Origin of the sequence: Bacillus cereus group sp. RP32, assembly GCF_040459735.1 — a bacterium.
In the GTDB taxonomy this organism is placed as follows: Bacteria; Bacillota; Bacilli; order Bacillales; family Bacillaceae_G; genus Bacillus_A; species Bacillus_A wiedmannii.
The window spans coordinates 3,388,317-3,411,459 of record NZ_JARVHO010000001.1 but is presented as its reverse complement, the minus strand read 5'-3'; the positions used below and the strand labels follow the sequence as shown (position 1 = coordinate 3,411,459).

Genomic DNA, 23,143 nt, shown 5'->3' with positions numbered 1-23,143 from the left:
GAAGAGTTAAGCGTTCTTTTATAAGTATTATAAAGTTGGTTATGAAAAATATTTCTCAATAATAAAATGAAGAGAAAAATATAAAGAAGTAGAATAGATTCCTTTATAATAGTTTTAAATTAATTAATATAATTAATTATTAATAATATTAGATAGGAGAGAATATGATGGCAAATGTACTCGTAATAAATTTCCCTGGAGAAGGTCATATAAATCCGACTTTAGCTATTGTAAGTGAGTTAATTCGGCGAGGGGAGACAGTTGTTTCGTATTGTATTGAAGATTATAGAAAGAAGATTGAAGCAACCGGTGCAGAACTCCGAGTGTTTGAGAATTTCCTCTCTCAAATTAATATTATGGAACGAGTAAATGAAGGTGGGAGTCCTCTGACGATGCTATCTCATATGATTGAAGCATCAGAGCGTATTGTGACTCAAATTGTAGAAGAAACAAAAGGGGAAAAGTACGATTACTTAATATACGATAATCATTTTCCCGTAGGACGTATAATAGCCAATGTTTTAAAATTACCTAGCGTTTCTTCTTGTACAACATTTGCTTTTAATCAGTACATTACTTTTCATGATGAACAAGAATCAAGACAAGTAGACGAAACGAATCCATTATATCAATCTTGTTTAGCGGGAATGGAAAAATGGAATAGGCAGTATGGAATGAAATGTAATAGTATGTATGATATTATGAATCATCCTGGTGATATTACTATCGTATATACTTCAAAAGAATACCAGCCGCGTTCAGATGTATTCGATGAATCGTATAAGTTCGTCGGCCCATCAATTGCTACGCGTAAAGAAGTAGGCAACTTTCCTATGATAGATTTAAAAGATAAAAAATTGATTTTCATTTCTATGGGAACAGTTTTTAATGAACAACCTGAGCTATATGAAAAATGTTTTGAAGCGTTTAAAGATGTAGAAGCGACAGTCATAATAGTTGTTGGTAAGAAGATAAATATAAGTCAATTTGAAAACATTCCGAATAACTTTAAGTTGTTTAATTATGTACCGCAATTAGAAGTATTACAGCATGCTGATGTATTCGTGACACACGGTGGTATGAATAGTTCGAGCGAAGCACTATATTACGGTGTCCCGTTAGTTGTAATTCCAGTAACAGGAGATCAGCCTTTAGTTGCGAAACGAGTGAGTGAAGTAGGAGCTGGAATAAGGCTTAATCGTAAAGAATTAACTTCTGAATCGTTACGTGAAGCTGTAGAGAAAGTAACGTATGATGTAACGTTTAAGGAAAATAGTCGTAAAGTTGGAGAGTCACTTCGAAATGCTGGTGGGTATAAAAGGGCAGTTGATGAAATATTAAAAATGAAAATGAATTCATACTCAAAACTTAAATAAATGTTTGGAGCACACTTACTGTAATATGTAAGTGTGTTTCTATAAATAAATTACATAAAAAATCACTGTAAAGGTGAAACTTTTGTGTATATAAACTCATATCTTTGAATTAGTAGTTAAATTACGTTAAAATAATACTAAGAAAATACATAAGTTTTGGGGGTAATGAATGAAAAGAGTATTTGAATACGTATTATTAACAATTGGATCGATTATTGTAGCGGGTTCATTAGAGCTTATTTTAGCACCTAATGGATTAGTAGATGGTGGGGTAACGGCCATTGCTATTATGGCAAATAAAGTTGCTGGATTACCGCTGTACGGAGTGTTTTTAGGACTTAATATTCCTATCCTGCTATTTACCGCAAAAGTAATGGGGAAGAAGTTCTTCATCCGTACATCTTATGCAAATGTAGTTACAACACTCGGATTAATTTATTTAAAACCATTTCCAGCGATTACGACTTCTGAACTATTAATTGTACTTTATGGCGGAGTATTGTTTGGAATTGGTGTTGGGATTGTTGTTAAAATGGGTGGAGCGATAGACGGGTCAGAAATGTTAGCAGTTTGGATGAACAAACACTTTAAAGTACCGATTAGTACATTTTTACTTGCGGTAAATGCTGTTATTTTCACATTTGTAGCGATTTTATTTTCAATCGAGCAAGCGATGTTCTCATTAGCGATTTTCTATATTGTTACAAAGATGATTGATTTCATATTAGATGGTATTAATCAAGGAAAGAGCGTTATGATTATTTCTGGTAAAAATAAAGAAATAGGCGATCTGCTTATGAAAGAATTGCAATTATCCGTTACGTATCTACATGGAGAAGGTGGTTTTTTAGGAGAACATAAGAGAATCATTTATTGTATTACAAACCGTTTCATTTATCCAAAAATGAAAGATCTCGTTCTCTCTGTAGATCCAACTGCTATCATTGAAGCTTCCTATTCAACAGAAACAACTGGTGTCAAACGTCCGGGAAGGGCAGCGAGATCAGAAAAATAGTGAATGAAAATAGCTCCACGTAAGTATAACTTGCGTGGAGCTATTCTTATTTAGGGAACCAGGCCTTTTTCAGTAATTGAACTACAGTTTCGATACAATCCTCTGGAATACTACCAAAACCGAGCAATACATACGACTCATCCATTACATTATGAACAGAATCGTATGTGGAGAGAGGGTATAACTTAATACGTTCTTTTGCGGCTGCATGAATAAGTTCTTGTTCATTCATCCCGTTATGAACGTGAAGTACAATATGAAGTCCGGATTGTTCACCGAGTATATGTACGTTATTTCCCATCTCGTTTGTAATAGATTTAATTAAAGAAATATGTTTTCTTTTATATAACGTCCGACTTCGGTTAATATGACGTTCCCAATCACCATTTTGAATAAAGGTGGCAAAGGTAAGTTGTTGCAGCGTAGAAACTGTTTGTTTAAACATACCACCAAGTTCTTGATAAGCTCCTAATAGATGAGGTGGTAAAACGATATATCCCATTCGTAAAGAAGGTAAAAAAGATTTTGAGAAAGTTCCCATATAAATAACACGTTCATTTGCATCTAGCCCTTGTAAAGAAGGAATAGGTTTTCCTATATAGCGAAATTCCCCGTCGTAATCATCTTCAATAATATAGCCCTTACAATCATTCGCCCATTTTAATAACTCGAGTCTTCTAGATAACGGCATAATGATTCCAAGTGGAAATTGGTGAGATGGAGTGACATACGCTACATTGGAAGCCGATTTACGTAAAGCGGAAATATGAATCCCTTTATCATCTAAAGGGATAGGGTGAACGGGAAGGCCAGAACTTTGAATCATAGCAGGGATACGGTGAAATCCAGGATTTTCGATTCCGTATTCTTTTTTTGGACCAAGTAGTTGCAGTAGTAGCCAAAGAAGAGGCTGCGTACCTGCTCCGATAATAATTTGATTAGGTGAAGAATGTACCCCGCGAGCATGATATAAATACTTTGAAATATGTTCTCGTAGAACGAGCTCACCTTGTGGATCTTCTTTAGCAAATAATTCATTTTCATACTGAAATAAAGTTTCGTGTAATGCTCTTTTCCAGTTTGTTATCGGAAAAGCTTTTTGATCAATAAGCCCTTGACTACAATCATAATCATATTGTTCGTTTTCTTTATTATTTGCACTGTTTGACGCAATTTGCTGTTTCTTTTGAATGACATCAATATCAACTGCTGCAACAAAAATCCCACGTTTCGGTTTGCTTTCTACATACCCTTCAGCTAGTAATTGTTGATAAGCGGATTCCACTGTAATACGGCTCACATTAAGTTGCATAGCTAAATTTCTGTGAGAAGGAAGGCGTGTCCCGGCACGTAGTGATCCATGAGAGATTTCTCGTTTCATATATTCATAAATTTGTAAGTAAAGGGGTGTTTTACTTTGTAATACTAATGGGATAGTCAAATCCATTCGTAGACGCTCCTTTTCATACTGGCCTTATAAAAAAGAATAAAACTGTCACTTAAGCTAAGGACAGCGGCTTTCTATAATGATGATATAACATTTAGAAAATTTTATAAATAGTAAGGAGAGAATCATAATGAATATTAGAGAATTAGTAACAGAAGCGGATTTACATGACGTATTTCCTGTATTACAACAGTTAAGAACAAAACTTTCAAAAGAAGAAGTAAGTTCTTTATTTCAAAAAATGAAAGAAGAAAATTATAAACTGTTTTCGCTACGTAATGAAGGGGATGAAGTTGTGAGTCTAGCCGGTGTAGCGATTTGTACGAATTTTTATAATGAGAAACATGTTTTCGTATATGATCTTGTAACTGCGGAAGCACACAGATCAAAAGGATATGGTAAAGTTCTGCTGTCATATGTAGAAAAATGGGGGAAAGAAAAAGGGTGCAGCTCTATTGTTCTTACATCTGCGTTTCCAAGAATGGATGCACATCGTTTTTATGAAAGAGAGGGCTATGATAAGGTAAGCTATTCTTTTTATAAAGAGCTATAATACTAAGTAGGTTCCATGTTTAAAAATATATGGAACCTGTTTTTCTTTTCTGGATTTGAGCTAGCAACAGGTCCAGTAATATAATTTGTCGAATATTAGAAAATAACAAGGGAATATTGAATTTGGAGAATGTTAGGAGCGTTTATACTTGGAAAAAATAAAGAAATTATCTATACTAAATAATGGAAGAGTCATCGTTATTTCTGATATTCATGGAGAATTAGATCTTTTTAAGGAACTACTACATAAAGTTCATTTTAAAGATGAGGATTATTTAATTATTAATGGTGATCTTTGTGAGAAAGGAAGAAATAGCATTGGCGTCGTAAACTATGTGATGGATCTAGTAGTTAGCAAGCCAAACGTTTATGTAATTGAAGGGAATTGTGAAGTTGTAGTTGAAGCACTTGTAAATGAAAATCCCGCGCTAATAAATTATTTATGTACGCGAAAGAATACAATTTTTAATGAGTGGCTAGCGGAATTGAGTGTTACCGTTAATGAAGAAAGTGATATTTGTGAAGTGAAAAACATATTGATGGGTCATTTTTCAAAAGAAATAAAGTGGCTAACAGAATTACCAACAGCGATTGAAACAGAAGATTATATTTTTGTACATGCTGGCCTTGATGATAAAGAAGATTGGAAAGAAACAGAGCGCAAAAATGCGATAGCAATGCCAGAGTTTTTCAATAAATCACATAGAGCAAATAAGTATGTAGTTGTCGGTCATTGGCCTGTTGTAAACTATTCAGATAAGGCACCGTCTAACAATCCAGTTATTGATGAGGAGAAAAAGATTATTGCGATTGATGGGGGAAATGCGATTAAAGAAGCAGGACAATTAAACGCATTTATCATTCAAAGGAAACCAGCAGGTGATATGTTTTCTTATACATATGTAGACTATTTTCCAGAATATGAAGTGATAGCAGATTTTAATGCGAATTCAGAAATGCAGGGCGGGGTAACATATCCATATTATTACATAGAGCCGATGGAGAAGGTGCAAGAATACACAATATGCAAGCAAAAGGAAGCGAATACATTACTTTATGTGAAAAATGAATATATTAGGCAGCTTGAGTCAGGTGATTACACAGTGAAAACCGATATTTCTTGTGCACAAATATGTGTAAGGAAAGGGGACATTGTTTCTCTCATTGATGGAAGCTGTTCAGGATATGATTTAGTTAAAAGAGATGGAATAGAAGGCTGGATAGAGAAAGGTATTTTAGTTGAGATAGAAAAGATGAAATAGGAGGTATGGAGCCTTCTATTTTTTTATTATCTTTTTATAATTGATATTTGTTTTGATTTTTCTGAAAAAACATTATAATTATATATGAAATAAAGAGGAGTGTAGGAGGAAATTATGCAAAACGTAAGAGTAAAAGGGGATAAAGTTACAATTCGTGCAATTGAAGAATCAGATATAAAAACATTATGGGATCTCGTATTTAAAGAAGAAAATCCAGAATGGAAAAAATGGGATGCACCGTATTTTCCGTTTTCAATGCAAGAATACTCGTCTTATAAAGAGAAGATGAAAACTCGTTTAAAAGAGGAACCTCTATCCAATTTAATTATAGAAAATAACGGTCAAATTATAGGGACAATCGGGTTTTATTGGGAATATAAACCGACGCGTTGGTTAGAGATAGGGCTTGTTATTTATAATCCAAATTACTGGAATGGTGGTTATGGTACAGAGGCGTTAACGTTATATCGAGATTTACTATTTGAAAAGATGGAGATTGGCAGAGTAGGAATCACGACTTGGTCTGGCAATGAACGAATGATGAAAGTAGCGGAGAAAATAGGAATGAGCTTAGAAGGTAGGATGCGAAAATGTCGTTATTATAACGGGACGTACTATGATTCTATTCGAATGGGAATGATTCGTGAAGAATGGGAAGCGTTATATGTAACGAAGGGGTGAGAAAGTATGTACGCTATTATTGCTACATTTGATCGTGTGTTTACTAATAAAATTATAGAATTACAAAATGAAATAACAAATATCATTGGCACAAATCAATTAGCCGGAGTAGAACCTCATATAACATTAGCTGATTACAATGAGGTAGATGTTAACTTATATACTAAGAAATTAGAGGAGTTTGTAGCTGTTCAAGAAAATATGGCTGCAATAAATTTTCCTTCTGTTGGAGTTTTTCCTACTAATGGAACGATCTTTTTAGCACCGACCATTACAGATGAATTGTTAAAACTTCATCATTCTTATCATGATAATTTTAAAACTTTTCATGATAATTTAAATTCATATTATGTACCAGGAAAATGGGTTCCGCATTGCACGATTGCAAATAAGTTACATGCAAATCAGTTTTTAAGTGTAATGGAATATATATATGAAAAATTTGATTATGCAACAGCTTCAATTGAGAAATTAAAATTAATTAAAGTGAATTATGAAAATGGTTCTGCCATTTCTTCTAGTATATTAGCAGAATATAAGTTAAAGAGAATGGAGACAACGAGATGACATATGTAATTAGAGAAATGAAGCAAGAAGATATTCACGCTGTACAATCCGTAGCGAAAATAGCTTGGCATGATACATACGAAAGCATTATTCCGAGAGAGATTCAAGACAGATTTTTAGACGAGGCCTATTCTGATGAAAAAATGAAATATCGTCTTGAAAATACACATTTATTCGTTGCGGAAGAAGAGGGAGAAGTAATTGGCTTTGCGAATTTTTCACCTGTTAGATTGCAAAACGAAGCAGAATTAGGAGCGATTTATTTGTTACCAGATCAGCAAGGGAAAGGGGTAGGAAGTGCTTTATTACAAAAAGGGTTAACGGAATTAAAAGGAATTCGGAAACTATACATTCATGTAGAAGCAGCGAATGAAAAAGGAAAACGTTTTTATGAAGCGAAAGGTTTTGCTCAATTAGAGGAATTTGAAGAAGATTTTGAAGGACATATGATGCAGACAGTAAGGATGGTTTTATACGTATAGGGAGGACTAGTAATGAAAATTTTTGATTTTAGTGAAAAAGTGGGAAAGAAAATCTCAGCATTTCAATCTAATTTCATAATGTCAAAAATATTAAACTATAAAGGAAATGTACATATTGGTGCTATGCATTTACGAGAGAATGGAATAATTGGATATCATGAAGCAGTTGTATCACAGCTGCTTCTTATTGTGGACGGAGAAGGATATGTATGCGGAGCAGATAAAGAAAAAGTGAAGGTGGAAGCGGGACAAGCTGTGTTTTGGGGGAAGGACGAATCTCATGAAACGAGTACGGAAAAGGGATTGATGGCAATTGTAATTGAGTCGGAGGAACTTGAACGAGCAATATTAATGCCTATTAAAGAGGAGAGTTGTGAAAAATGATAGAAAAGGCGAATCGAGAAGAAACGAATGAAATCTTACAGTATGCAGCTCAATCACTTTTTGAAGGCACGAGGGGAAATTGTCAGTTAAGTATAGAGAAAGCGATTGAAATCACAAGGTCGATTGTAGAAAAGGGAGCATATTATTTAGTCGTTAAAGAAGAAAACAATGTAATGGGATGGATATTAATAGGGGAAAATACGGACTATTTTTCTCATGAAAAACTAGGGTTTATATACGAATTGTATGTTTTTCCAGAGTACCGCGGAAAAGGGTTGTCAAGAAAGTTAATGTGGGCTGGTATTAAGGAATTACAAAAGAAGTATTCAGAAATTCGCTTAAATGTATTTGCCGGGAATTTTGCGAAAGAGATGTACGAAGAGTTTGGTTTTGTTGAAAGACAGGTAATTATGACTTTGAAGTGAGAACAATAGGCTTGAACGGGAGAGGGGAAAGAATGAGAAAAGAAAATGAGTATGTTTCGTATTTACAAAGAGTGTGTCCTGAATTACAAATAAGATCAGCTTATATAAATGAAATTGGCCAAAATAATGATGTATTAATTGTAAATGATAATGTAGTATTCCGTTTTCCGAAATATGAAAAAGGTATTCAAAAACTTCGAATAGAATTAGCTAGTTATGGAGAGGAGTTTTTACAACTATTTTCAGCCCATTATCCTAATTTAGAAGCAGTAAAGGAACGAATGTATTTTTATAAAAGTCCATTTTCGCTTCAAGAAGCATTGTTTGGTGTACTAAATAATGATAAAAAAGCCTTTGAAGCTGGATTAGCACAATATGTATAAAAAGCCGATTTCAAATCGGCTTTTTATTATCGATACATCGTCCACATCCCTATATCTTTAAACCCTAATCGTTTATAAATTCGTCCAGCAGCCGGATTATTATAAAACAAGCAAAGTGTTCGGCCCTCTTTCGCAAAGTCTTGAATCATTTTTTGCAATATGAGTGAAGCGTATCCACTCCCGCGATAATTTGGGTGTGTACATACGCCAACTACCATAGCGGATAATGAATTTTCAGCAGATGTAGAGGCGGATGCAATAATAGCGCCGTCTTTTTCAATATAGTATGTACGTCCTGTGTTTGTTTCGAGAGCTTGTCTTAATATTTTCTCTGATTCATTAGCAGTCGGAAATTCAACGATATTACTTCGTAATTGCATTATTCGCTTTACATCATCTAGTGTGGCAAGTTTAATTGTTTCTTGGACAGGCGTAATAGGTAAGTTGTTGTCATTTAGACATTCACAAAAATACATTTCATTTTTGACACCTAGTTGTATACTCGGAGCGGTTTCAAATTTTTCTACAATAGTTGATTTGCCAGAGAGTTTAAGCGGCTTATAGGCGGAAATAAGTGCCTCATAATCAATGGTAACAAATTCTTCTTTACTATAGGGTATAAATGCATCATGGAAGCGGAGTAAAATCGATTTTAATGTTCCATTCTCTTTAAATACGCCCCATAATTCTTGAAAGTCTGTTTCATAACCGAAAGCTTCTAAATCCCCAATAATAAACAAGTTAAGGGCTGCTTCTTCTTTTAGGTAATCGAATACTTGTTCATGATCTTTCTTTGTTAACTTTCGCATCATAACGAATCGACCTCTTTTTTACTTTTCTAAATATTACAACTTAAATTTTTTGAAATCAATATAAAATTTTATGTTTAGTTCACCAACTTTCGGAAAAACTAGGAAAGATATGACAAAGGAGGTTATGAACGGTGGATCATCCAATTCAAGGGTTAATGAAAGCGGCAATGGAAAATTTAAAAGAAATGGTCGATGTAAATACGATTGTTGGAGAGCCTGTTCAAACGGCTGACGGTGGTGTGGTGTTAACGGTTTCTAAAGTAGCGTTCGGTTTTGGAGCAGGAGGTTCTGATTTCCAAACGAATGATGGCCAAAGAGCGAACGGTAACCCTGCATTTGGTGGCGGTAGCGCGGGTGGTGTTTCTATTACACCAGTAGCATTTCTTGTAGTGAATAAAGATGGAGTAAATATTCTGCATCTACAAAATGCGACACATTTAGCAGAAAAAATGATTGAATTAGCTCCACAAACAATTGATAAAATTCAATCGATGTTCCAAAAAGATGAAAAGAAAGAGGGAAATCATCATCCTCAAAACCCAGATGAAATCCTTTAAAAACACCTGCTCACGAGCAGGTGTTTTTTTTGTAATCACTATGTAATAAAACACATGAAATTGTAAATAGTTTTTGAATTTTTTTCTATGTTTCTAAAATTTTTCATGTTAAAATATGCTATAGAATTGAAACATATAAAACGAAGGTGGCTAGGTGCTTTGTCTGGAGGATCTGACCAAGTAAAAAATATGATATATATTAATGGTAATCGTCGGGGTCATTGTTTTATTACATCAGGAATTACGTTTAAAGAGTTTGCAAGTAACATCCCTTCACCGCTTCATCAAGTGTTGCTTTTGAAGCATAACTTTGAATGGACAGATTTTCATTATCATACTTTATTTGAATATGTTGAGGAAGAAAATATACATAAGCTAATTCAAGCAGAGATTGATGAATTTGATGAATTTTGTTGGGTAGATTTTGATGATGCAAGCGATTTAGATGAATTAGAGCCAAAAGAAATTGCAGAGCTTTTATATTTGGCTCACAAAAAAGAACCACTTGCAAGAACATTCTTTCCGCTATTGAAAAATAGATTTGTTTATTTTTCACATGATGACGGATGGTACAACAAAGTGTATTATCGTAGAATTGCTGACTTTGTAGGGATGTTAAGTAAAGTCATTCCTTATAAACTCGGTGCTTTTGGTAAGAAACGTTTTTCTTTGTTCCAAAAATCAAAAATTTTCCCAGCAATTTCGAAAGAAGTGATCATGGGGCTTCTTCCATTAATGGAGGATGGTCTTTATATTGATCTAGCAGGGAAAATTGAGTCAAGAAGAGGTCTTGAAATTCCGGTATATGTAGTTGGTTCGTATGAAAGTACGGATGAGGTGCTAGATAATATCGATGAATTGAAAGAAGAAGCAACAGAGACGGGCTGGCTTATTTTTGATAAGAAAGAACAAGAATGGCAATGGGTTGTGGACTAAGAAAACTTGGCGCATGAAGTCAAGTTTTCTTGTCATTTGAAAGGAGTACAAATGAAGAAATATTATACAATTGTGGGTATTGTAAGTATTATTCTCGTAGCGATTTTACTTATTACTTGTCCGAAAGAATCGGATTTTAAAGTATATGTAGAGGATAAGTATGCATTGAAATGTGATGAGAGTAGTTTTGAATGCACACAAAATGTAGATGGTAAAAAAGAAAAATTACAATTTGAAAGTACAGATGCACGAAATGGTGTATTCTTTATGACTGCAAAGCAAACATTTAAAACAGAAGCTGGTGTTACGAAAGAATATAGCGGAGTAGGAATGTTTGGTACATTTCTTTTTGTTTCAGAGAAGACTTTCTAGTAATAGAAGGTCTTTTTCTTATGCTTATGTTCATATAGATGAAGTAAGACAAGCATAGGAGGGATAGTAATGAAGAATACATGTATCGTTTGCGGTGGTGAGGAGTTTTTTTCCTCAACTTTGTATGCACGTACGAAACAAGATTGGGCATATGCGCCAAACATGTACCGTTTTGAAAAGGTGTTTATTGAACATAGGGATGAAGAAAATTATCCAGTGTTTCAAGAAATTACAGCGAAACATTGCTGTGGATGCGGCCATATTATGTTGTATCACGAATGAACACACCAAGTATAACTTGGTGTGTTTTTTTAAAACGTTGACAAAGCAAGCGGATAAAGTAAAGTAAATAAAACAGAAAAACTACCAAAACCAATTGCTGTATATCCAAGTGTTCTCGCTCCGAAATTGACAGCTAATAAGCCGACTAAAATTGCAAGAGAACCGAGTGTAACCGGATAAAATGCAATTGAGAAAAGCGAAAGAAATAAAGCGACATACCCTACCATTGCACCGATATTTGTACCTTCTATTTCATTTGCAATTTCTTTACGGTTATGTCTAATTGGAATGCCAGCTGGTGATATTTCAGCTGCATACTCTTCGTGTTTTTCACCACTTTTAAAATGATGATTTCTCTTTCTTCGCATGTACATCCCTCTCTTTCAATTGGGTGTACCTATAGTATCTTACACAAAGAGAAGAACATGAGTATGAGTTAAACCCAAGTAAAGCAAAAATTGGAGAATAAAGATTCCATTATTAGCTTGTACATCTCCTAATGAAGATAAACAGGAATTTTGGAAAATGATGTAGAATGAAATGAGTGATAAAACGTGAAGGCAGGGGAATGTATGACGAAATTTAATTGGCATGAATCAGCAGAGAAAAAATGGGATAGTAGTGCAGAATTTTGGAATCAAAATAGTCAAGAGATGTGGGACAGCGGGAGTAGGAGTACAATTATTCCGTTTTTTGAACAGTATGTGAAGAAAGAAGCTCAGGTGCTCGATGTTGGTTGTGGGGATGGGTATGGTACATATAAATTAAGTCGCGCGGGCTATAAAGCAGTTGGAGTAGATTTATCAGAAGTGATGATTCAAAAAGGGAAGGAGCGTGGAGAAGGACCGAATTTATCTTTTATAAAAGGGGATCTTTCTTCCTTACCATTTGAAAATGAGCAATTTGAATCAATTATGGCAATAAATTCTTTAGAATGGACCGAGGAGCCATTACGAGCATTAAATGAGATAAAGCGCGTTTTAAAAAGAGATGGGTATGCATGTATTGCAATTTTAGGACCGACAGCAAAGCCCCGAGAGAACAGTTATCCTCGCTTATATGGCAAAGACGTTGTTTGTAATACGATGATGCCTTGGGAGTTTGAACAGTTAGCGAAAGAACAAGGTTTTGAAGTTGTAGATGGCATCGGTGTATATAAGCGCGGAGTAAATGAGAAGATGCTAGGTCAACTACCTATCGAGTTACAACAATCGTTAACATTCTTATGGGTATTTATGTTAAAAAACGCATAAAGAAATGAAAGAATTTTTAGGAGGTAAATAAGTGCAGAAAATACAAAAAACTGATACAATATCATCAGAACCAATTAAAGGGGGACTAGGGTATATGACAACTACTACAACAGTTAAATCCGATATTGAAATCGCGCAAGAAGCGAGTATGAGGAAGATTCAAGAAATTGCAGCTGAATTAAATATTTTAGAAGATGAATTAGAGCCATACGGGCATTATAAAGGTAAGTTATCTCTTGATATTTTTAAGCGCTTACAGGATGAGAAAGACGGTAAAGTTGTTTTAGTAACAGCGATTAACCCAACTCCAGCTGGAGAAGGTAAATCAACAGTAACAGTTGGTTTAGGTCAAGCTTTTAATAAAATTGGTAAGAAAACAGTAATTGCACTTCGCGAACCATCTCTTGGACCAACGATGGGACTAAAAGGCGGGGCAGCAGGTGGCGGTTTTTCACAGGTTGTACCTATGGAAGACATTAACCTTCACTTTACTGGAGATATTCATGCGATCACAACTGCTAATAACGCGTTAGCGGCGTTTATTGATAATCATATCCAACAAGGGAACACACTTGGAATTGATACGCGTAAAATCGTTTGGAAACGCTGTGTTGACTTAAATGATCGTGCCCTACGTAACGTAGTAATTGGTCTTGGTGGACCAGTTCAAGGTGTACCACGTGAAGACGGTTTTGATATTACAGTAGCATCTGAAATTATGGCCGTATTCTGCCTTGCAACAGATATTCAAGATTTAAAAGCTCGTCTATCTCGCATCGTAGTTGCTTATAACTTTGCAAATCAACCTGTAACGGTTAAAGATTTAGGTGTAGAAGGTGCGTTAACATTATTATTAAAAGACGCATTAAAACCAAACTTAGTGCAAACGTTAGAAAATACACCAGCTATCATTCACGGTGGACCATTTGCGAATATCGCTCACGGTTGTAACAGTGTTATCGCTACAACAATGGCCGCAAAATTAGGTGATTATGTTATTACAGAAGCTGGATTCGGTGCTGATTTAGGTGCAGAGAAGTTTTTAGATATTAAAGCTCGTGCAGCTGGCATTAAACCAGAAGCAGTTGTTATTGTTGCGACTATTCGTGCGCTTAAAATGCATGGCGGCGTAGCAAAAGATCAATTAAAAGAAGAAAATGTAGATGCATTAGCAAAAGGTATGGAAAACTTACAGAAGCATGTTGAAACAATTCAAAGCTTCGGTGTGCCTTTCGTAATTGCAATTAATAAATTTATTACAGATACAGATGCAGAAGTTGCATACTTACAAGATTGGTGCAATGAGCGTGGCTATGCAGTATCCTTAACGGAAGTTTGGGAGAAGGGTGGCCAAGGCGGAGTTGACCTTGCTGAAAAAGTATTAAAAGAAATTGAAAAAGGTGAGAACAACTACGCACCACTTTATGAATTAGAATTACCATTAGAAGAAAAAATCCGTACAATTGCTCAAAAAGTGTATGGTGCAAAAGATATTGAATTTGCTCCGAAAGCACGTAAGCAATTAGCTCAATATGAAGGAGAAGGATGGAGTAACCTACCAATTTGTATGGCTAAAACACAATACTCTCTTTCTGACGATGCAACAAAATTAGGTCGTCCGTCTGACTTTATCGTTACAATTCGTGAGCTAAAACCATCAATTGGTGCAGGGTTTATCGTTGCGTTAACAGGAACAATGTTAACAATGCCAGGCCTTCCAAAACAGCCAGCAGCACTACAAATGGATGTAAATGAAGATGGAAAAGCAGTAGGTTTATTCTAAAAGGTTGTAATTCATCTCGTTTATCTGTAAACTATATATACATCAAGTGGCGCCTTTCCATCGAAAGGCGCCTGTTTTTTGGAGGAAATTATGTTTGATCCAACTGCTTTTGATAATTTAAAAGTAATCGTAGAAGGTGCTGTTTATGATTTTGATTTACATGGAGATATTCTTGTAACAGATCGAAAAGATATGATGGACCTTGCCTCATTAAGTCGTATATACCATATTTCATTTCAATTAACAGAACCGTTCGAACCGGTAGTAAAAGCAACATTTTCACTATCTGTAGATGCAAAGAACTTGTCTGGTGAAATATTGGAAGTACCACAATTTACACCAGGTTGTGAAATGAAGTTAGCATTTTCATTCCCGATAGAAAAGCCAGAGGTAGTGTGTGAAGAAATTGAAAATTTCATGCATTCTATATGGGGAAAAGAAAGAATGATTACGCAGAAAATTTCATACGAATATAATAAGCAAGCGATTTCATATCATAATAAGGTAGAGGTTATATTTCAAAAAGCGATTACAGAAGACCATGTTGATGATTTAATAGCTGTTATTTCACACATGATAGAAACGGTGCGAACAATACAACATTTTCTTCAAAAATAGAGATAAAGGAGAAAAACAAATGATAAAAGATATGCAACCATTTTTACAACAAGCTTGGGAGAAGGCTGGTTTTAAAGAATTAACTGAAATTCAAAAACAAGCGATTCCAACTATTTTAGAAGGACAAGACGTTATAGCTGAATCTCCAACTGGAACAGGAAAAACATTAGCGTACTTATTACCCCTTTTACATAAAATTAATCCTGAAGTAAAACAACCACAAGTTGTTGTTTTAGCGCCAACACGTGAGCTTGTAATGCAAATTCACGAAGAGGTTCAAAAGTTTACAGCAGGGACTGAAATTTCAGGGGCATCTTTAATTGGTGGTGCAGATATTAAGCGCCAAGTTGAAAAATTAAAGAAACACCCGAGAGTAATTGTCGGTTCACCAGGACGTATTTTAGAATTAATTCGAATGAAAAAGCTAAAGATGCATGAAGTAAAAACGATTGTATTTGATGAGTTTGATCAAATTGTAAAACAAAAGATGATGGGCGCAGTACAAGATGTAATTAAATCTACAATGCGAGATCGTCAATTAGTATTCTTCTCGGCGACAATTACAAAAGTGGCAGAAGATGCTGCACGTGATTTAGCAGTTGAACCACAATTAGTACGTATAACACGTGCAGAGTCAAAAAGCTTAGTTGAGCATACGTATATCATTTGTGAGCGACGCGAAAAAAATGATTACGTAAGAAGAATTATGCATATGGGCGATGTAAAAGCAGTTGCTTTCTTAAATGACCCATTCCGTTTAGATGAAATTACTCAGAAATTGCAATTCCGTAAAATGAAAGCAGCAGCTCTTCATTCAGAGGCAAGTAAGCAAGAGCGTGAAGCAACGATGCGTGCTTTCCGCAGCGGGAAATTAGAAATTTTACTTGCTACTGATATTGCAGCACGCGGTATTGATATCGATGATTTAACACATGTAATCCACTTGGAGTTACCAGACACAGTAGACCAATATATTCACCGCTCAGGACGTACAGGACGTATGGGTAAAGAAGGAACTGTCGTTTCTCTTGTAACACAACAAGAAGAGCGTAAATTACTTCAATTTGCAAAAAAATTAGGTATCGTGTTTACGAAGCAAGAAATGTTCAACGGATCATTTGTAGAAACGAAACCGAAAGCACCAAAGAAAAAGAAACCAGCATTTACTGGGAAGAAAAAACCTAGATAAATAAAGAGAAAGACGTAACTATTTGTAGTTACGTCTTTTTTGTTTGTAATTGAATGAAAAAGGAATAACGATAGTACCTGTAGAAACCTACATAGAATATAAAAACCATTAGGGGGAAATGAAATGATTCATAAAGTTGGACAAATTATGTTATATGTAAACAATCAAGAAGAGGCAGTAAATTTTTGGACGGAAAAGGTAGGGTTTCATGTAGTAGCAGAGGAAGATAATAAGCAAGGAATGAGATGGATTGAAATTGCTCCGACTAGCGGTGCAGAAACGAGTATTATATTACATAATAAAGAAGTTATTTCTAAGATGAGCCCAGAATTAAATCTTGGTACACCATCTTTAATGTTCTTTTCAGAAAATCTTGAGCAATTATATACAGATTTAAAAAATAAAAATGTTACTGTTGGCGAAATGGTAACAATGCCTTCTGGTAAAGTATTTAACTTTGCTGATAGCGAAGGGAATTATTTTGCGGTTATGGAAAAGAACAAATAATAATATTGCTATGTGAAAATCCCCCTCATATATATTGAGGGGGATTACATATTTGAAGTGGATTTTTCATTAGAGAGTTGATTAATAAAAAATGCCCCTTTTTCAATAGCTGTTTCAATATAACCAACGATTTGATCGAACGTAAATACTTGTAAGTTTTCATGTAAATGTTGCTCTGGATACAACATATCTTCAAAAAGATACTTTCGAAAAGCTAAAACGTTTTCTTTAGAAACCTCTTCAATATCTATAATGTGAGCCTCTTGATTGAGAAGAGAGAAGAGCCGTTGTTCTTTATCGTAATGATAAAGTAATTTTGCGTTCAATAATTTAAAGTCGTTGTAGTACATAGGCGCGATCGTTTCGTCATTTTCGATTCTGTTTTTAAGCCAAGGTAGAAAAAAGCCGCTTAGCCAATTATCATCGGCAATGAGGTGGGTGCAATAGCCTAGGAGAAAAGGGGACTCCATATAATCTTTATATTTATGAATAAATGATCCATAATCAATTCGTCTCGTATAGTCTTTTGTTGAGCCGGCGTAAAAATGTGAGGTGACTTTTTCTATATTTGAATGCACAGCATCAGGGGCCACACCTCCAAGTATAAAAGAAGTTTTATCTTGAATAGATAATTTCTCGGCAATCCTGTTAGCGATAATAGCATGCATAATTCGTGATCCCATGAATGACACCTCGGTTTCAAGTATTCATTTCAGGAAGAGGACTGAACAGTTAGTATTACTTTCCCTGTACTTTTTCTACTTTCGACCCATTCATGTGCTTTCCCTGCATCTTGAAGTGGAAAAGATTTCGTAGCCTTAATTTGCAAACTTCCGTCACGTAAATAACGGAAAACTTCATTTGCAGTTTCTTGGAGTAGTTCAGGACGTTTTTTTCGTGTAGTACCAAAGCTAAAACCGAGTATAGAGCGGCAACTTGCGTGTAAATCTTTCGTTTGAAAGTTACCAATTTCACCGCTTGCATTTCCGAAATGAACGAGGCGACCGTAATAAGCAAGACATTTTAAACTTCTTTCCGAAACCGTTCCAGAAATAGAATCTAAAATTACATCAACCCCTTCACCGTTTGTCAGCTCATTGACTCTCTCTACAAAATCTACATCTTGATGACATATAACATAATCAGCTCCAGCGTCTAAAGCGATTTTACTTTTCGCTTCATTTCCGACAGTACCGATAACGGTTCCAGCCCCTAATCGTTTTGCAAGTTGAATTGCTGTCGTACCAATTCCACCAGCCGCTGCATGAATGAGTACAGACTCATCTTGTTGAAGCCTTGCTACATTTGCGAGTAAATTATAGCTTGTAAAAGATACAATTGGACAAGCAGCTGCAGTTTGAAAATCGACTTCATCAGGTAAAACGAAAGTAAGGTTTTCGTTTGCGACAACGTATTCTGCGTAAGATCCATTTTGAGGAAAAGCAATGACACGTTGTCCAGGATGAATATTTTTCACTTGAGAACCGACACGTTCTACAATACCAGCGGCATCTATCCCTGGTATAAAAGGTAGTGCGGTATTTCCTTTTTTACCATAACGGGATTTAATATCGGCGAAATTTATACTAGTAGCAACAACGCGAATCAAAACTTGATCTTCTGAAATAGCCGGCATATCCACATCTGTATATTTCATCACTTCAGGACCACCGAACGACGTTACAATGATAGCTTTCATTGTATATCCTCCTAAATTTGATTATATAAATCATTTTAAATCGTCATTAGAAATTGGAAAATTATATAATAGTTATGTGTGATTATAAGTGAAGCTTATGAACATATTGAATCATTATATTAATTTATATAAAAAAAATTTGAAAAATCGAACGAAATATCAATTACTTGCCAATATAAAGTGTAAGACAAAGGAGGGATGGAATATGAAGGATGAAACGGTGTATATAGATTTAATCCAATTAACTTTATCAGGCAATAAAGAAGCATATAGCGAATTGTATGATAAAACGATTCAAGAAATATATAAGACAGCACATTTTTTAATTGAAGATAAAATGGATGTAGATGATGTCGTTCAAGAAATATACATACAGCTATATGAATCGCTTCGTAAATATGATAGCGAGAAGCCATTTAGACCTTGGCTAATTGGACTTGCGATTAAACAAATTCATTCTTATAGAAGAAAGAGGTGGATGCGACTACGAATTGTAAAAAAAGCAGAAGAGCAAAGAAAACCAGTACAAATTGATTTTTCTAGCGATGTTGTAAGTAAAATATCAAATCAAAAATTAATCGAACTCATTCATAAGTTACCGTATAAATTGAAACAAGTTATTATCTTAAGATACTTACACGATTACTCTCAAGAAGAAGTAGCACACATATTACATATTCCAATCGGTACAGTGAAGTCTAGAATTCATGCGGCATTAAAGAAACTACGTCAAAAAGAGCAAGTAGAAGAAATCTTTTTAGGAGAGGTAGGGAATGTGAAATGAGCTTAGATTGTAGAGTTAGAGAATCTATACAAGAAGAAGCGAAGGGGATTATTGCCCCGCCGGAGTTAAAAGAAAAAGTAATTGTTCAAATAAAAATGAAGAGCGGGGGAAGTAAAAGGAAGAAGCGCCTTATCGCAGGAGTGCTTGCAGCAGTATTTTTAATCCCAACGACTGGTTTTGCTTACCAATCTATTATGGCGGATGGTATATACGGGTCGTTTGAGAACTTAATAAAACATGCCGGAGCGATGACATTAGAAGCGTATATGCGTTTTAATGCAAAGTTATCAGAAGCGAAAGACGAAATGGGTGCGAAGGAATATGAAGAGTTTACAAAAGAACTAAAGAAATTAACAAATGCAAAGCTTGCGTACGGGGATTCGAACGGTAATATTAATTATGATCAATTATCACCAGGAAAAAGAGAAGAAATGAAAAATTTAAGTATGAGCCTTCAACCATACTTTGATAGATTAAATGGTCATAAATCTAGTAAAGAAGTATTAACACAAGAAGAGTTTGACCGTTATGTGGAAGCTTTAATGACATATGAAATCGTACAAGGAAAGACAAAATCAACTGGTGGGATGAAAGTAGAAGAAGTACCTGAGGCGTATAAAGAAAGATTTATTAATGCGGAGCAGTTTATGGAGTATGTAGATGAAAAGGTGAGATAAGTAAAAAGCTCAAAGCCTAAGCTCTGAGCTTTTTTATTGAAACGTAAAATTATTAACCACCTATTCCTTTTGCTAGCGATAAGAAATATACAAATACTAGTATTACTGCATTTAATGCTGTACCAACTATTCCGAATAACCAATTCTTTGATGCGATTGCAAAAATAATACCGAGTAATGAAAGTATAGCTAGAATCACAATAATTAAAGTTAAATTTGCATTAGGTCCTCTTAAAATAAAGAAAGAACATATACTTGCAAGAAACGTTAGAAACGAGAAAGTACCTAATTTCATAATAAGTCTCCCTTGTTTGAAATGTATTTTGACTTAGTGCACGACTTTCTTAAGTTTAACATAAATTTCCTTACCGCATGTATAGCAACTCTTACAAGGAGTATTGCACTTATAAATAAACCACCATAACCAACGACACTTAAAAATTGAACATTAAGTTCTTTTGCATACAAGTCAGGGCAGAATTATCTTGATTTGCTTAATAAAGTGAAAGTGGGAAATCACTTAGTTATATTCCTTACTATTTTCCTTATCTTTTTGTATAAAACAATCTAAAAGTGAATAACCAGCTATTAAACTAATTATCGTAACAAAAGTTGTATTTATAAGAATAATATTAGCTAAATAAGGTAAGTATTGGCCAAGTGGTGAAAAGAGTAGAGCTGGGGAAAAGGAAATTAATATTGTAGGTACTGTAATAGCGATAAACTTATCCGGTTGAAAGCTCCAGTTTTTTTTACTCGTTTCGCGATTAATCGATTGAAGGAATCGTAATAATATGCCAACTATAAGAGGGAAGATTGTAAAGTAGAATAATCTTGGATAAACGTTAAAATTCACCTGCGCATCTGTATCTAAATAAAATTGAATTTTCACTCCGACAAATAATAATAAGACGATAAATAAGGTGAAGCAGAGGTATAGCATTACTTTTTGCATTGCATTCCACCATCCTTTACTCAAAATATATTCAAAGAAAAAAGAGATATACAATAACTACTGTTGTATATCTCTTCTTTTACGGTTATTTAATAGTGGAGTTTCCTTTTTCTTGCTTCGTGAAATAATCAATAATGCCCATAGCGCTAATTTCTATATCTAGATGTAAAATGTTATAAACGGAATGATCTGATGGAACGTTTACCTTTGTAAGGTGAGAAGAGATCTTATCCATTAATATAGTTTGTAAAGCTTTAGTCGCTTCATCGAAATCATTATACTGTTCAAAGGCCTCTTTACCAGTATGAACGAAAATAGGTAACCAATGTTCCAGTTGGTTATATACTTCTGTAACATTGGATGATGCACCGTAATGACCGAAATAAATAGTATCTACATTCATACTTTGAATATGATTTTTAGAAGCAATCATCGCATCTGGTTGGAATTGTGAAGGGGACGTTGATGGTAGATATAGTTCTACACCAAGGTCTGCGAGTTCTCTATAGTAAATTCCTATTGTATTGCCAGTAAAAATGCCATTTGTTAATGAATCGTGAATGCTAATATGGTGCTTAGCATGTCCCGGTGTATCGTAAAATGTAAGTGTACGGTCTTCGGCAATTTTTAACGTATCACCATTTTGTACAATACGAACACGTTTTTCTTCTATAGGAAGAATTGGATCAAATAGTTTATCGAAATCTTCTTTGTATACAGCTTTTGCGCCTAAAATGAGTTTTGTTGGGTCAATCATATGACGAGCACCGCGAGAATGCACATATAAAGTAGCGTTTGGACACTTTTCCATCATTAAACCAGCAGCCCCGGCGTGATCTAAATGAACATGTGTAACGATAATGTTTTTTACATCGTATAAATCAATATGTAATTGTTGTAAGCCATCTAAAATATACGGAAGAGAAGGGGCTGCACAAGTTTCAATTAAAGTAATATCGTCACCTAATAAAACGTACGTACCAGTTCGTTCATTGTGTTGTAAATCAAAATCATCAATAAGATATAGGTGTGAAGATAATTGCTCTACTTTTTTCATCGTTACCACTCCTTAGTTACTGTATGTTTCTATTATACGCTAAAATAGAAAAAGGCAGAAAACGAAAGCTCGTCTTCTGCCTTTTTAAAGTGTTGTTATTTCGTTTGTTCTTTATTGATAGACATAACGAACAGTCCAACAATGCCACCAACGATTGGAAGCATAATCTCTCCTGCTAAATTAAAGTAGGAGCTTAAAAATAAACCATTTACATCGATTACCCAGCCAATCACATACAATAACATCATATATAGTACGAAATAAAACTCGCGATTTGAAATCATTTCATGTTGTGCAGTTTTCATAATGAACACCATCCTTTTCTTTTATAATGGAATATAAACTGTCACATTTTGTTCACAATTCAATTGTAAAACTTTCCATCATAAAAGTCTAGTAGTCTGTGTCGAATTTTCGAACAAAAACAAAGCGCTATCATTTCAGCTTATAAGTACGTAAAAAGAGCTGTATATTCACGAATGTAGTATAGTATAAACATGGAATGATAGTGAAGAGAGGGGCAGGACAATGACAATTTATGATTTTTCAGCTAAAACGATAACAGGAGAAGATAAATCGTTAAAAGATTACGAAGGAAAAGCACTTCTTATTGTAAATGTAGCTAGCAAATGTGGTTTTACACCGCAATATAAAGGATTACAAGAAGTATATGATAAATATAAAGACCAAGGACTAGAAATACTCGGTTTCCCTTGTAATCAATTCGGAGGACAAGAACCAGGTACAGAAGCAGATATTACTAGTTTTTGTGAGTTAAACTACGGTGTGAATTTCCCGATGTTTGCAAAGGTTGATGTGAAAGGTGATAAGGCACATCCGCTTTATACATACATGACAGAACAAGCACCAGGTTTACTCGGTATGAAAGCAGTGAAATGGAACTTTACTAAGTTTTTAATTGGAAAAGACGGGAAAGTAGTAGGGCGTTTTGCGCCGCAGACAAAGCCGGTAGATTTAGAAGTTGAGATTGAGAAGGTACTTGGAGAATAACTAGAAGTTTCACTTTATTAAAAAACGCCTCAAAGAACAATGTAGTTCTTTGAGGCGTTTTCTTTCAACTCACATTA

31 protein-coding genes and 1 pseudogene are annotated in these 23,143 nt (G+C 34.7%); 22 read left to right on the top strand and 10 right to left on the bottom strand.

What is annotated here, in order from left to right; translation table 11 throughout:
• Nucleotides 1-167: 167 nt before the first annotated feature.
• Nucleotides 168-1,376 carry a macrolide family glycosyltransferase gene (locus QCI46_RS17530; protein WP_353841893.1) on the top strand — a complete coding sequence of 403 codons (1,209 nt, stop codon included), beginning with the start codon at nucleotides 168-170 and terminating at the stop codon, nucleotides 1,374-1,376.
• 169 nt (nucleotides 1,377-1,545) lie between these two features.
• Complete coding sequence (locus tag QCI46_RS17525; RefSeq protein WP_000831975.1) at nucleotides 1,546-2,391, top strand: YitT family protein; 846 nt, start codon at nucleotides 1,546-1,548, stop codon at nucleotides 2,389-2,391.
• Nucleotides 2,392-2,437: 46 nt separating this feature from the next.
• On the opposite strand, the gene pdxR is transcribed toward QCI46_RS17525, so the two are convergent.
• Nucleotides 2,438-3,838, bottom strand: coding sequence for a MocR-like pyridoxine biosynthesis transcription factor PdxR (pdxR, locus tag QCI46_RS17520; protein ID WP_353841003.1), 1,401 nt, complete (start codon nucleotides 3,836-3,838; stop codon nucleotides 2,438-2,440).
• 130 nt (nucleotides 3,839-3,968) lie between these two features.
• Between pdxR and QCI46_RS17515 the strand changes: the two genes are divergently transcribed.
• From QCI46_RS17515 to QCI46_RS17480, 8 genes are all read left to right on the top strand, one after another.
• The gene (locus tag QCI46_RS17515) at nucleotides 3,969-4,391 is read left to right on the top strand and encodes a GNAT family N-acetyltransferase (protein ID WP_353841002.1); all 423 of its coding nucleotides are present in this window, start codon (nucleotides 3,969-3,971) and stop codon (nucleotides 4,389-4,391) included.
• A gap of 148 nt (nucleotides 4,392-4,539) precedes the next feature.
• Nucleotides 4,540-5,652 carry a metallophosphoesterase gene (locus tag QCI46_RS17510; RefSeq protein WP_353841001.1) on the top strand — a complete coding sequence of 371 codons (1,113 nt, stop codon included), beginning with the start codon at nucleotides 4,540-4,542 and terminating at the stop codon, nucleotides 5,650-5,652.
• Between the two features lie 114 nt (nucleotides 5,653-5,766).
• A complete protein-coding gene (locus QCI46_RS17505) occupies nucleotides 5,767-6,333 on the top strand; it encodes a GNAT family N-acetyltransferase (protein WP_097889438.1) in 567 nt (188 codons plus the stop codon).
• 6 nt (nucleotides 6,334-6,339) lie between these two features.
• Nucleotides 6,340-6,900 (top strand): 2'-5' RNA ligase family protein, encoded by a 561-nt coding sequence (locus QCI46_RS17500; RefSeq protein WP_088063135.1) that lies wholly within the window; start codon nucleotides 6,340-6,342, stop codon nucleotides 6,898-6,900.
• Complete coding sequence (locus QCI46_RS17495; protein WP_087982712.1) at nucleotides 6,897-7,382, top strand: GNAT family N-acetyltransferase; 486 nt, start codon at nucleotides 6,897-6,899, stop codon at nucleotides 7,380-7,382. The genes QCI46_RS17500 and QCI46_RS17495 overlap by 4 nt, the downstream gene beginning before the upstream one ends.
• Before the next feature lie 12 nt (nucleotides 7,383-7,394).
• Entirely contained in the window at nucleotides 7,395-7,766 is a 372-nt protein-coding gene (locus tag QCI46_RS17490) for a cupin domain-containing protein (RefSeq protein ID WP_353841000.1), read from the top strand.
• Entirely contained in the window at nucleotides 7,763-8,191 is a 429-nt protein-coding gene (locus QCI46_RS17485) for a GNAT family N-acetyltransferase (protein WP_353840999.1), read from the top strand. The genes QCI46_RS17490 and QCI46_RS17485 overlap by 4 nt, the downstream gene beginning before the upstream one ends.
• 32 nt (nucleotides 8,192-8,223) lie before the next feature.
• Entirely contained in the window at nucleotides 8,224-8,574 is a 351-nt protein-coding gene (locus QCI46_RS17480; RefSeq protein WP_353840998.1) for a hypothetical protein, read from the top strand.
• A gap of 26 nt (nucleotides 8,575-8,600) precedes the next feature.
• Here QCI46_RS17480 and QCI46_RS17475 read toward each other — a convergent pair whose 3' ends face one another.
• The gene (locus tag QCI46_RS17475) at nucleotides 8,601-9,386 is read right to left on the bottom strand and encodes a GNAT family N-acetyltransferase (RefSeq protein WP_353840997.1); all 786 of its coding nucleotides are present in this window, start codon (nucleotides 9,384-9,386) and stop codon (nucleotides 8,601-8,603) included.
• 131 nt (nucleotides 9,387-9,517) lie between these two features.
• On the opposite strand from QCI46_RS17475, the gene ytfJ reads away from it, so the two are divergent.
• The 4 genes from ytfJ to QCI46_RS17455 all read left to right on the top strand — a co-directional run bounded on the left by ytfJ (nucleotide 9,518) and on the right by QCI46_RS17455 (nucleotide 11,533).
• A complete protein-coding gene (gene ytfJ / locus QCI46_RS17470) occupies nucleotides 9,518-9,943 on the top strand; it encodes a GerW family sporulation protein (RefSeq protein ID WP_000349987.1) in 426 nt (141 codons plus the stop codon).
• Between the two features lie 159 nt (nucleotides 9,944-10,102).
• A complete protein-coding gene (locus QCI46_RS17465; protein ID WP_000014094.1) occupies nucleotides 10,103-10,879 on the top strand; it encodes an oxalate:formate antiporter in 777 nt (258 codons plus the stop codon).
• 51 nt (nucleotides 10,880-10,930) lie between these two features.
• Entirely contained in the window at nucleotides 10,931-11,251 is a 321-nt protein-coding gene (locus QCI46_RS17460) for a hypothetical protein (RefSeq protein ID WP_048540982.1), read from the top strand.
• A gap of 69 nt (nucleotides 11,252-11,320) precedes the next feature.
• Nucleotides 11,321-11,533, top strand: a complete 213-nt coding sequence (locus tag QCI46_RS17455; RefSeq protein ID WP_000798747.1) for a hypothetical protein — start codon at nucleotides 11,321-11,323, stop codon at nucleotides 11,531-11,533.
• Between the two features lie 29 nt (nucleotides 11,534-11,562).
• Here QCI46_RS17455 and QCI46_RS17450 read toward each other — a convergent pair whose 3' ends face one another.
• On the bottom strand, nucleotides 11,563-11,901 hold the full coding sequence (locus QCI46_RS17450; protein WP_353840996.1) for a permease: 339 nt from the start codon (nucleotides 11,899-11,901) through the stop codon (nucleotides 11,563-11,565).
• A gap of 204 nt (nucleotides 11,902-12,105) precedes the next feature.
• Here QCI46_RS17450 and QCI46_RS17445 point away from each other — a divergent pair, with 204 nt between their 5' ends.
• The 5 genes from QCI46_RS17445 (at nucleotide 12,106) to QCI46_RS17425 (ending at nucleotide 16,883) form a co-directional block, all read left to right on the top strand.
• Nucleotides 12,106-12,786, top strand: coding sequence for a class I SAM-dependent methyltransferase (locus QCI46_RS17445; protein ID WP_060488566.1), 681 nt, complete (start codon nucleotides 12,106-12,108; stop codon nucleotides 12,784-12,786).
• A 94-nt stretch (nucleotides 12,787-12,880) separates the two neighbouring features.
• The gene (locus QCI46_RS17440; protein WP_087983223.1) at nucleotides 12,881-14,569 is read left to right on the top strand and encodes a formate--tetrahydrofolate ligase; all 1,689 of its coding nucleotides are present in this window, start codon (nucleotides 12,881-12,883) and stop codon (nucleotides 14,567-14,569) included.
• A 90-nt stretch (nucleotides 14,570-14,659) separates the two neighbouring features.
• Nucleotides 14,660-15,187 carry a hypothetical protein gene (locus tag QCI46_RS17435; RefSeq protein WP_141499182.1) on the top strand — a complete coding sequence of 176 codons (528 nt, stop codon included), beginning with the start codon at nucleotides 14,660-14,662 and terminating at the stop codon, nucleotides 15,185-15,187.
• 19 nt (nucleotides 15,188-15,206) lie between these two features.
• The gene (locus tag QCI46_RS17430) at nucleotides 15,207-16,376 is read left to right on the top strand and encodes a DEAD/DEAH box helicase (RefSeq protein ID WP_048540973.1); all 1,170 of its coding nucleotides are present in this window, start codon (nucleotides 15,207-15,209) and stop codon (nucleotides 16,374-16,376) included.
• Nucleotides 16,377-16,499: 123 nt separating this feature from the next.
• Nucleotides 16,500-16,883, top strand: coding sequence for a VOC family protein (locus tag QCI46_RS17425; RefSeq protein ID WP_353840995.1), 384 nt, complete (start codon nucleotides 16,500-16,502; stop codon nucleotides 16,881-16,883).
• A 44-nt stretch (nucleotides 16,884-16,927) separates the two neighbouring features.
• Here QCI46_RS17425 and QCI46_RS17420 read toward each other — a convergent pair whose 3' ends face one another.
• Together QCI46_RS17420 and QCI46_RS17415 are read right to left on the bottom strand one after the other, a co-directional pair.
• Complete coding sequence (locus QCI46_RS17420; RefSeq protein WP_353840994.1) at nucleotides 16,928-17,566, bottom strand: zinc dependent phospholipase C family protein; 639 nt, start codon at nucleotides 17,564-17,566, stop codon at nucleotides 16,928-16,930.
• 29 nt (nucleotides 17,567-17,595) lie between these two features.
• Nucleotides 17,596-18,582, bottom strand: a complete 987-nt coding sequence (locus tag QCI46_RS17415) for a quinone oxidoreductase family protein (protein ID WP_353840993.1) — start codon at nucleotides 18,580-18,582, stop codon at nucleotides 17,596-17,598.
• Between the two features lie 205 nt (nucleotides 18,583-18,787).
• Between QCI46_RS17415 and QCI46_RS17410 the strand changes: the two genes are divergently transcribed.
• Entirely contained in the window at nucleotides 18,788-19,366 is a 579-nt protein-coding gene (locus tag QCI46_RS17410) for a sigma-70 family RNA polymerase sigma factor (protein ID WP_353840992.1), read from the top strand.
• On the top strand, nucleotides 19,363-20,043 hold the full coding sequence (locus tag QCI46_RS17405) for a DUF3600 domain-containing protein (protein WP_353840991.1): 681 nt from the start codon (nucleotides 19,363-19,365) through the stop codon (nucleotides 20,041-20,043). The genes QCI46_RS17410 and QCI46_RS17405 overlap by 4 nt, the downstream gene beginning before the upstream one ends.
• A gap of 52 nt (nucleotides 20,044-20,095) precedes the next feature.
• Here QCI46_RS17405 and QCI46_RS17400 read toward each other — a convergent pair whose 3' ends face one another.
• The 5 genes and pseudogenes from QCI46_RS17400 to QCI46_RS17380 form a co-directional block, all read right to left on the bottom strand.
• Complete coding sequence (locus QCI46_RS17400) at nucleotides 20,096-20,338, bottom strand: hypothetical protein (protein ID WP_353840990.1); 243 nt, start codon at nucleotides 20,336-20,338, stop codon at nucleotides 20,096-20,098.
• 62 nt (nucleotides 20,339-20,400) lie between these two features.
• A pseudogene (locus tag QCI46_RS17395) lies at nucleotides 20,401-20,505 on the bottom strand (ABC transporter); the annotation flags it as partial.
• A 58-nt stretch (nucleotides 20,506-20,563) separates the two neighbouring features.
• A complete protein-coding gene (locus tag QCI46_RS17390; RefSeq protein ID WP_353840989.1) occupies nucleotides 20,564-20,998 on the bottom strand; it encodes a hypothetical protein in 435 nt (144 codons plus the stop codon).
• A gap of 85 nt (nucleotides 20,999-21,083) precedes the next feature.
• Nucleotides 21,084-22,055, bottom strand: a complete 972-nt coding sequence (locus QCI46_RS17385) for an MBL fold metallo-hydrolase (RefSeq protein WP_353840988.1) — start codon at nucleotides 22,053-22,055, stop codon at nucleotides 21,084-21,086.
• A gap of 95 nt (nucleotides 22,056-22,150) precedes the next feature.
• Entirely contained in the window at nucleotides 22,151-22,360 is a 210-nt protein-coding gene (locus QCI46_RS17380; RefSeq protein ID WP_064473983.1) for a DUF3925 family protein, read from the bottom strand.
• A gap of 223 nt (nucleotides 22,361-22,583) precedes the next feature.
• On the opposite strand from QCI46_RS17380, the gene bsaA reads away from it, so the two are divergent.
• Nucleotides 22,584-23,066: a glutathione peroxidase gene (gene bsaA / locus QCI46_RS17375; protein ID WP_064473982.1), complete on the top strand. Its 483-nt coding sequence runs from the start codon at nucleotides 22,584-22,586 to the stop codon at nucleotides 23,064-23,066.
• Nucleotides 23,067-23,143: the final 77 nt, after the last annotated feature.

What these genes read in the sequence shown, in the direction of transcription:
- QCI46_RS17405 (WP_353840991.1), top strand. Translation starts at nt 19,363, where the DNA reads ATGAGCTTAGATTGTAGAGTTAGAGAATCTATACAAGAAGAAGCGAAG.
- QCI46_RS17525 (WP_000831975.1), top strand. Translation starts at nt 1,546, where the DNA reads ATGAAAAGAGTATTTGAATACGTATTATTAACAATTGGATCGATTATT.
- QCI46_RS17420 (WP_353840994.1), bottom strand. Translation starts at nt 17,566, where the DNA reads ATGGGATCACGAATTATGCATGCTATTATCGCTAACAGGATTGCCGAG.
- QCI46_RS17430 (WP_048540973.1), top strand. Translation starts at nt 15,207, where the DNA reads ATGATAAAAGATATGCAACCATTTTTACAACAAGCTTGGGAGAAGGCT.
- QCI46_RS17460 (WP_048540982.1), top strand. Translation starts at nt 10,931, where the DNA reads ATGAAGAAATATTATACAATTGTGGGTATTGTAAGTATTATTCTCGTA.
- QCI46_RS17450 (WP_353840996.1), bottom strand. Translation starts at nt 11,901, where the DNA reads ATGCGAAGAAAGAGAAATCATCATTTTAAAAGTGGTGAAAAACACGAA.
- QCI46_RS17485 (WP_353840999.1), top strand. Translation starts at nt 7,763, where the DNA reads ATGATAGAAAAGGCGAATCGAGAAGAAACGAATGAAATCTTACAGTAT.
- QCI46_RS17400 (WP_353840990.1), bottom strand. Translation starts at nt 20,338, where the DNA reads ATGAAATTAGGTACTTTCTCGTTTCTAACGTTTCTTGCAAGTATATGT.
- QCI46_RS17390 (WP_353840989.1), bottom strand. Translation starts at nt 20,998, where the DNA reads ATGCAAAAAGTAATGCTATACCTCTGCTTCACCTTATTTATCGTCTTA.
- QCI46_RS17435 (WP_141499182.1), top strand. Translation starts at nt 14,660, where the DNA reads ATGTTTGATCCAACTGCTTTTGATAATTTAAAAGTAATCGTAGAAGGT.
- QCI46_RS17530 (WP_353841893.1), top strand. Translation starts at nt 168, where the DNA reads ATGGCAAATGTACTCGTAATAAATTTCCCTGGAGAAGGTCATATAAAT.
- QCI46_RS17490 (WP_353841000.1), top strand. Translation starts at nt 7,395, where the DNA reads ATGAAAATTTTTGATTTTAGTGAAAAAGTGGGAAAGAAAATCTCAGCA.
- QCI46_RS17440 (WP_087983223.1), top strand. Translation starts at nt 12,881, where the DNA reads ATGACAACTACTACAACAGTTAAATCCGATATTGAAATCGCGCAAGAA.
- QCI46_RS17380 (WP_064473983.1), bottom strand. Translation starts at nt 22,360, where the DNA reads ATGAAAACTGCACAACATGAAATGATTTCAAATCGCGAGTTTTATTTC.
- QCI46_RS17500 (WP_088063135.1), top strand. Translation starts at nt 6,340, where the DNA reads ATGTACGCTATTATTGCTACATTTGATCGTGTGTTTACTAATAAAATT.
- QCI46_RS17495 (WP_087982712.1), top strand. Translation starts at nt 6,897, where the DNA reads ATGACATATGTAATTAGAGAAATGAAGCAAGAAGATATTCACGCTGTA.
- QCI46_RS17445 (WP_060488566.1), top strand. Translation starts at nt 12,106, where the DNA reads ATGACGAAATTTAATTGGCATGAATCAGCAGAGAAAAAATGGGATAGT.
- QCI46_RS17410 (WP_353840992.1), top strand. Translation starts at nt 18,788, where the DNA reads ATGAAGGATGAAACGGTGTATATAGATTTAATCCAATTAACTTTATCA.
- QCI46_RS17385 (WP_353840988.1), bottom strand. Translation starts at nt 22,055, where the DNA reads ATGAAAAAAGTAGAGCAATTATCTTCACACCTATATCTTATTGATGAT.
- QCI46_RS17475 (WP_353840997.1), bottom strand. Translation starts at nt 9,386, where the DNA reads ATGATGCGAAAGTTAACAAAGAAAGATCATGAACAAGTATTCGATTAC.
- QCI46_RS17425 (WP_353840995.1), top strand. Translation starts at nt 16,500, where the DNA reads ATGATTCATAAAGTTGGACAAATTATGTTATATGTAAACAATCAAGAA.
- pdxR (WP_353841003.1), bottom strand. Translation starts at nt 3,838, where the DNA reads ATGGATTTGACTATCCCATTAGTATTACAAAGTAAAACACCCCTTTAC.
- QCI46_RS17455 (WP_000798747.1), top strand. Translation starts at nt 11,321, where the DNA reads ATGAAGAATACATGTATCGTTTGCGGTGGTGAGGAGTTTTTTTCCTCA.
- QCI46_RS17415 (WP_353840993.1), bottom strand. Translation starts at nt 18,582, where the DNA reads ATGAAAGCTATCATTGTAACGTCGTTCGGTGGTCCTGAAGTGATGAAA.
- QCI46_RS17480 (WP_353840998.1), top strand. Translation starts at nt 8,224, where the DNA reads ATGAGAAAAGAAAATGAGTATGTTTCGTATTTACAAAGAGTGTGTCCT.
- QCI46_RS17515 (WP_353841002.1), top strand. Translation starts at nt 3,969, where the DNA reads ATGAATATTAGAGAATTAGTAACAGAAGCGGATTTACATGACGTATTT.
- QCI46_RS17505 (WP_097889438.1), top strand. Translation starts at nt 5,767, where the DNA reads ATGCAAAACGTAAGAGTAAAAGGGGATAAAGTTACAATTCGTGCAATT.
- bsaA (WP_064473982.1), top strand. Translation starts at nt 22,584, where the DNA reads ATGACAATTTATGATTTTTCAGCTAAAACGATAACAGGAGAAGATAAA.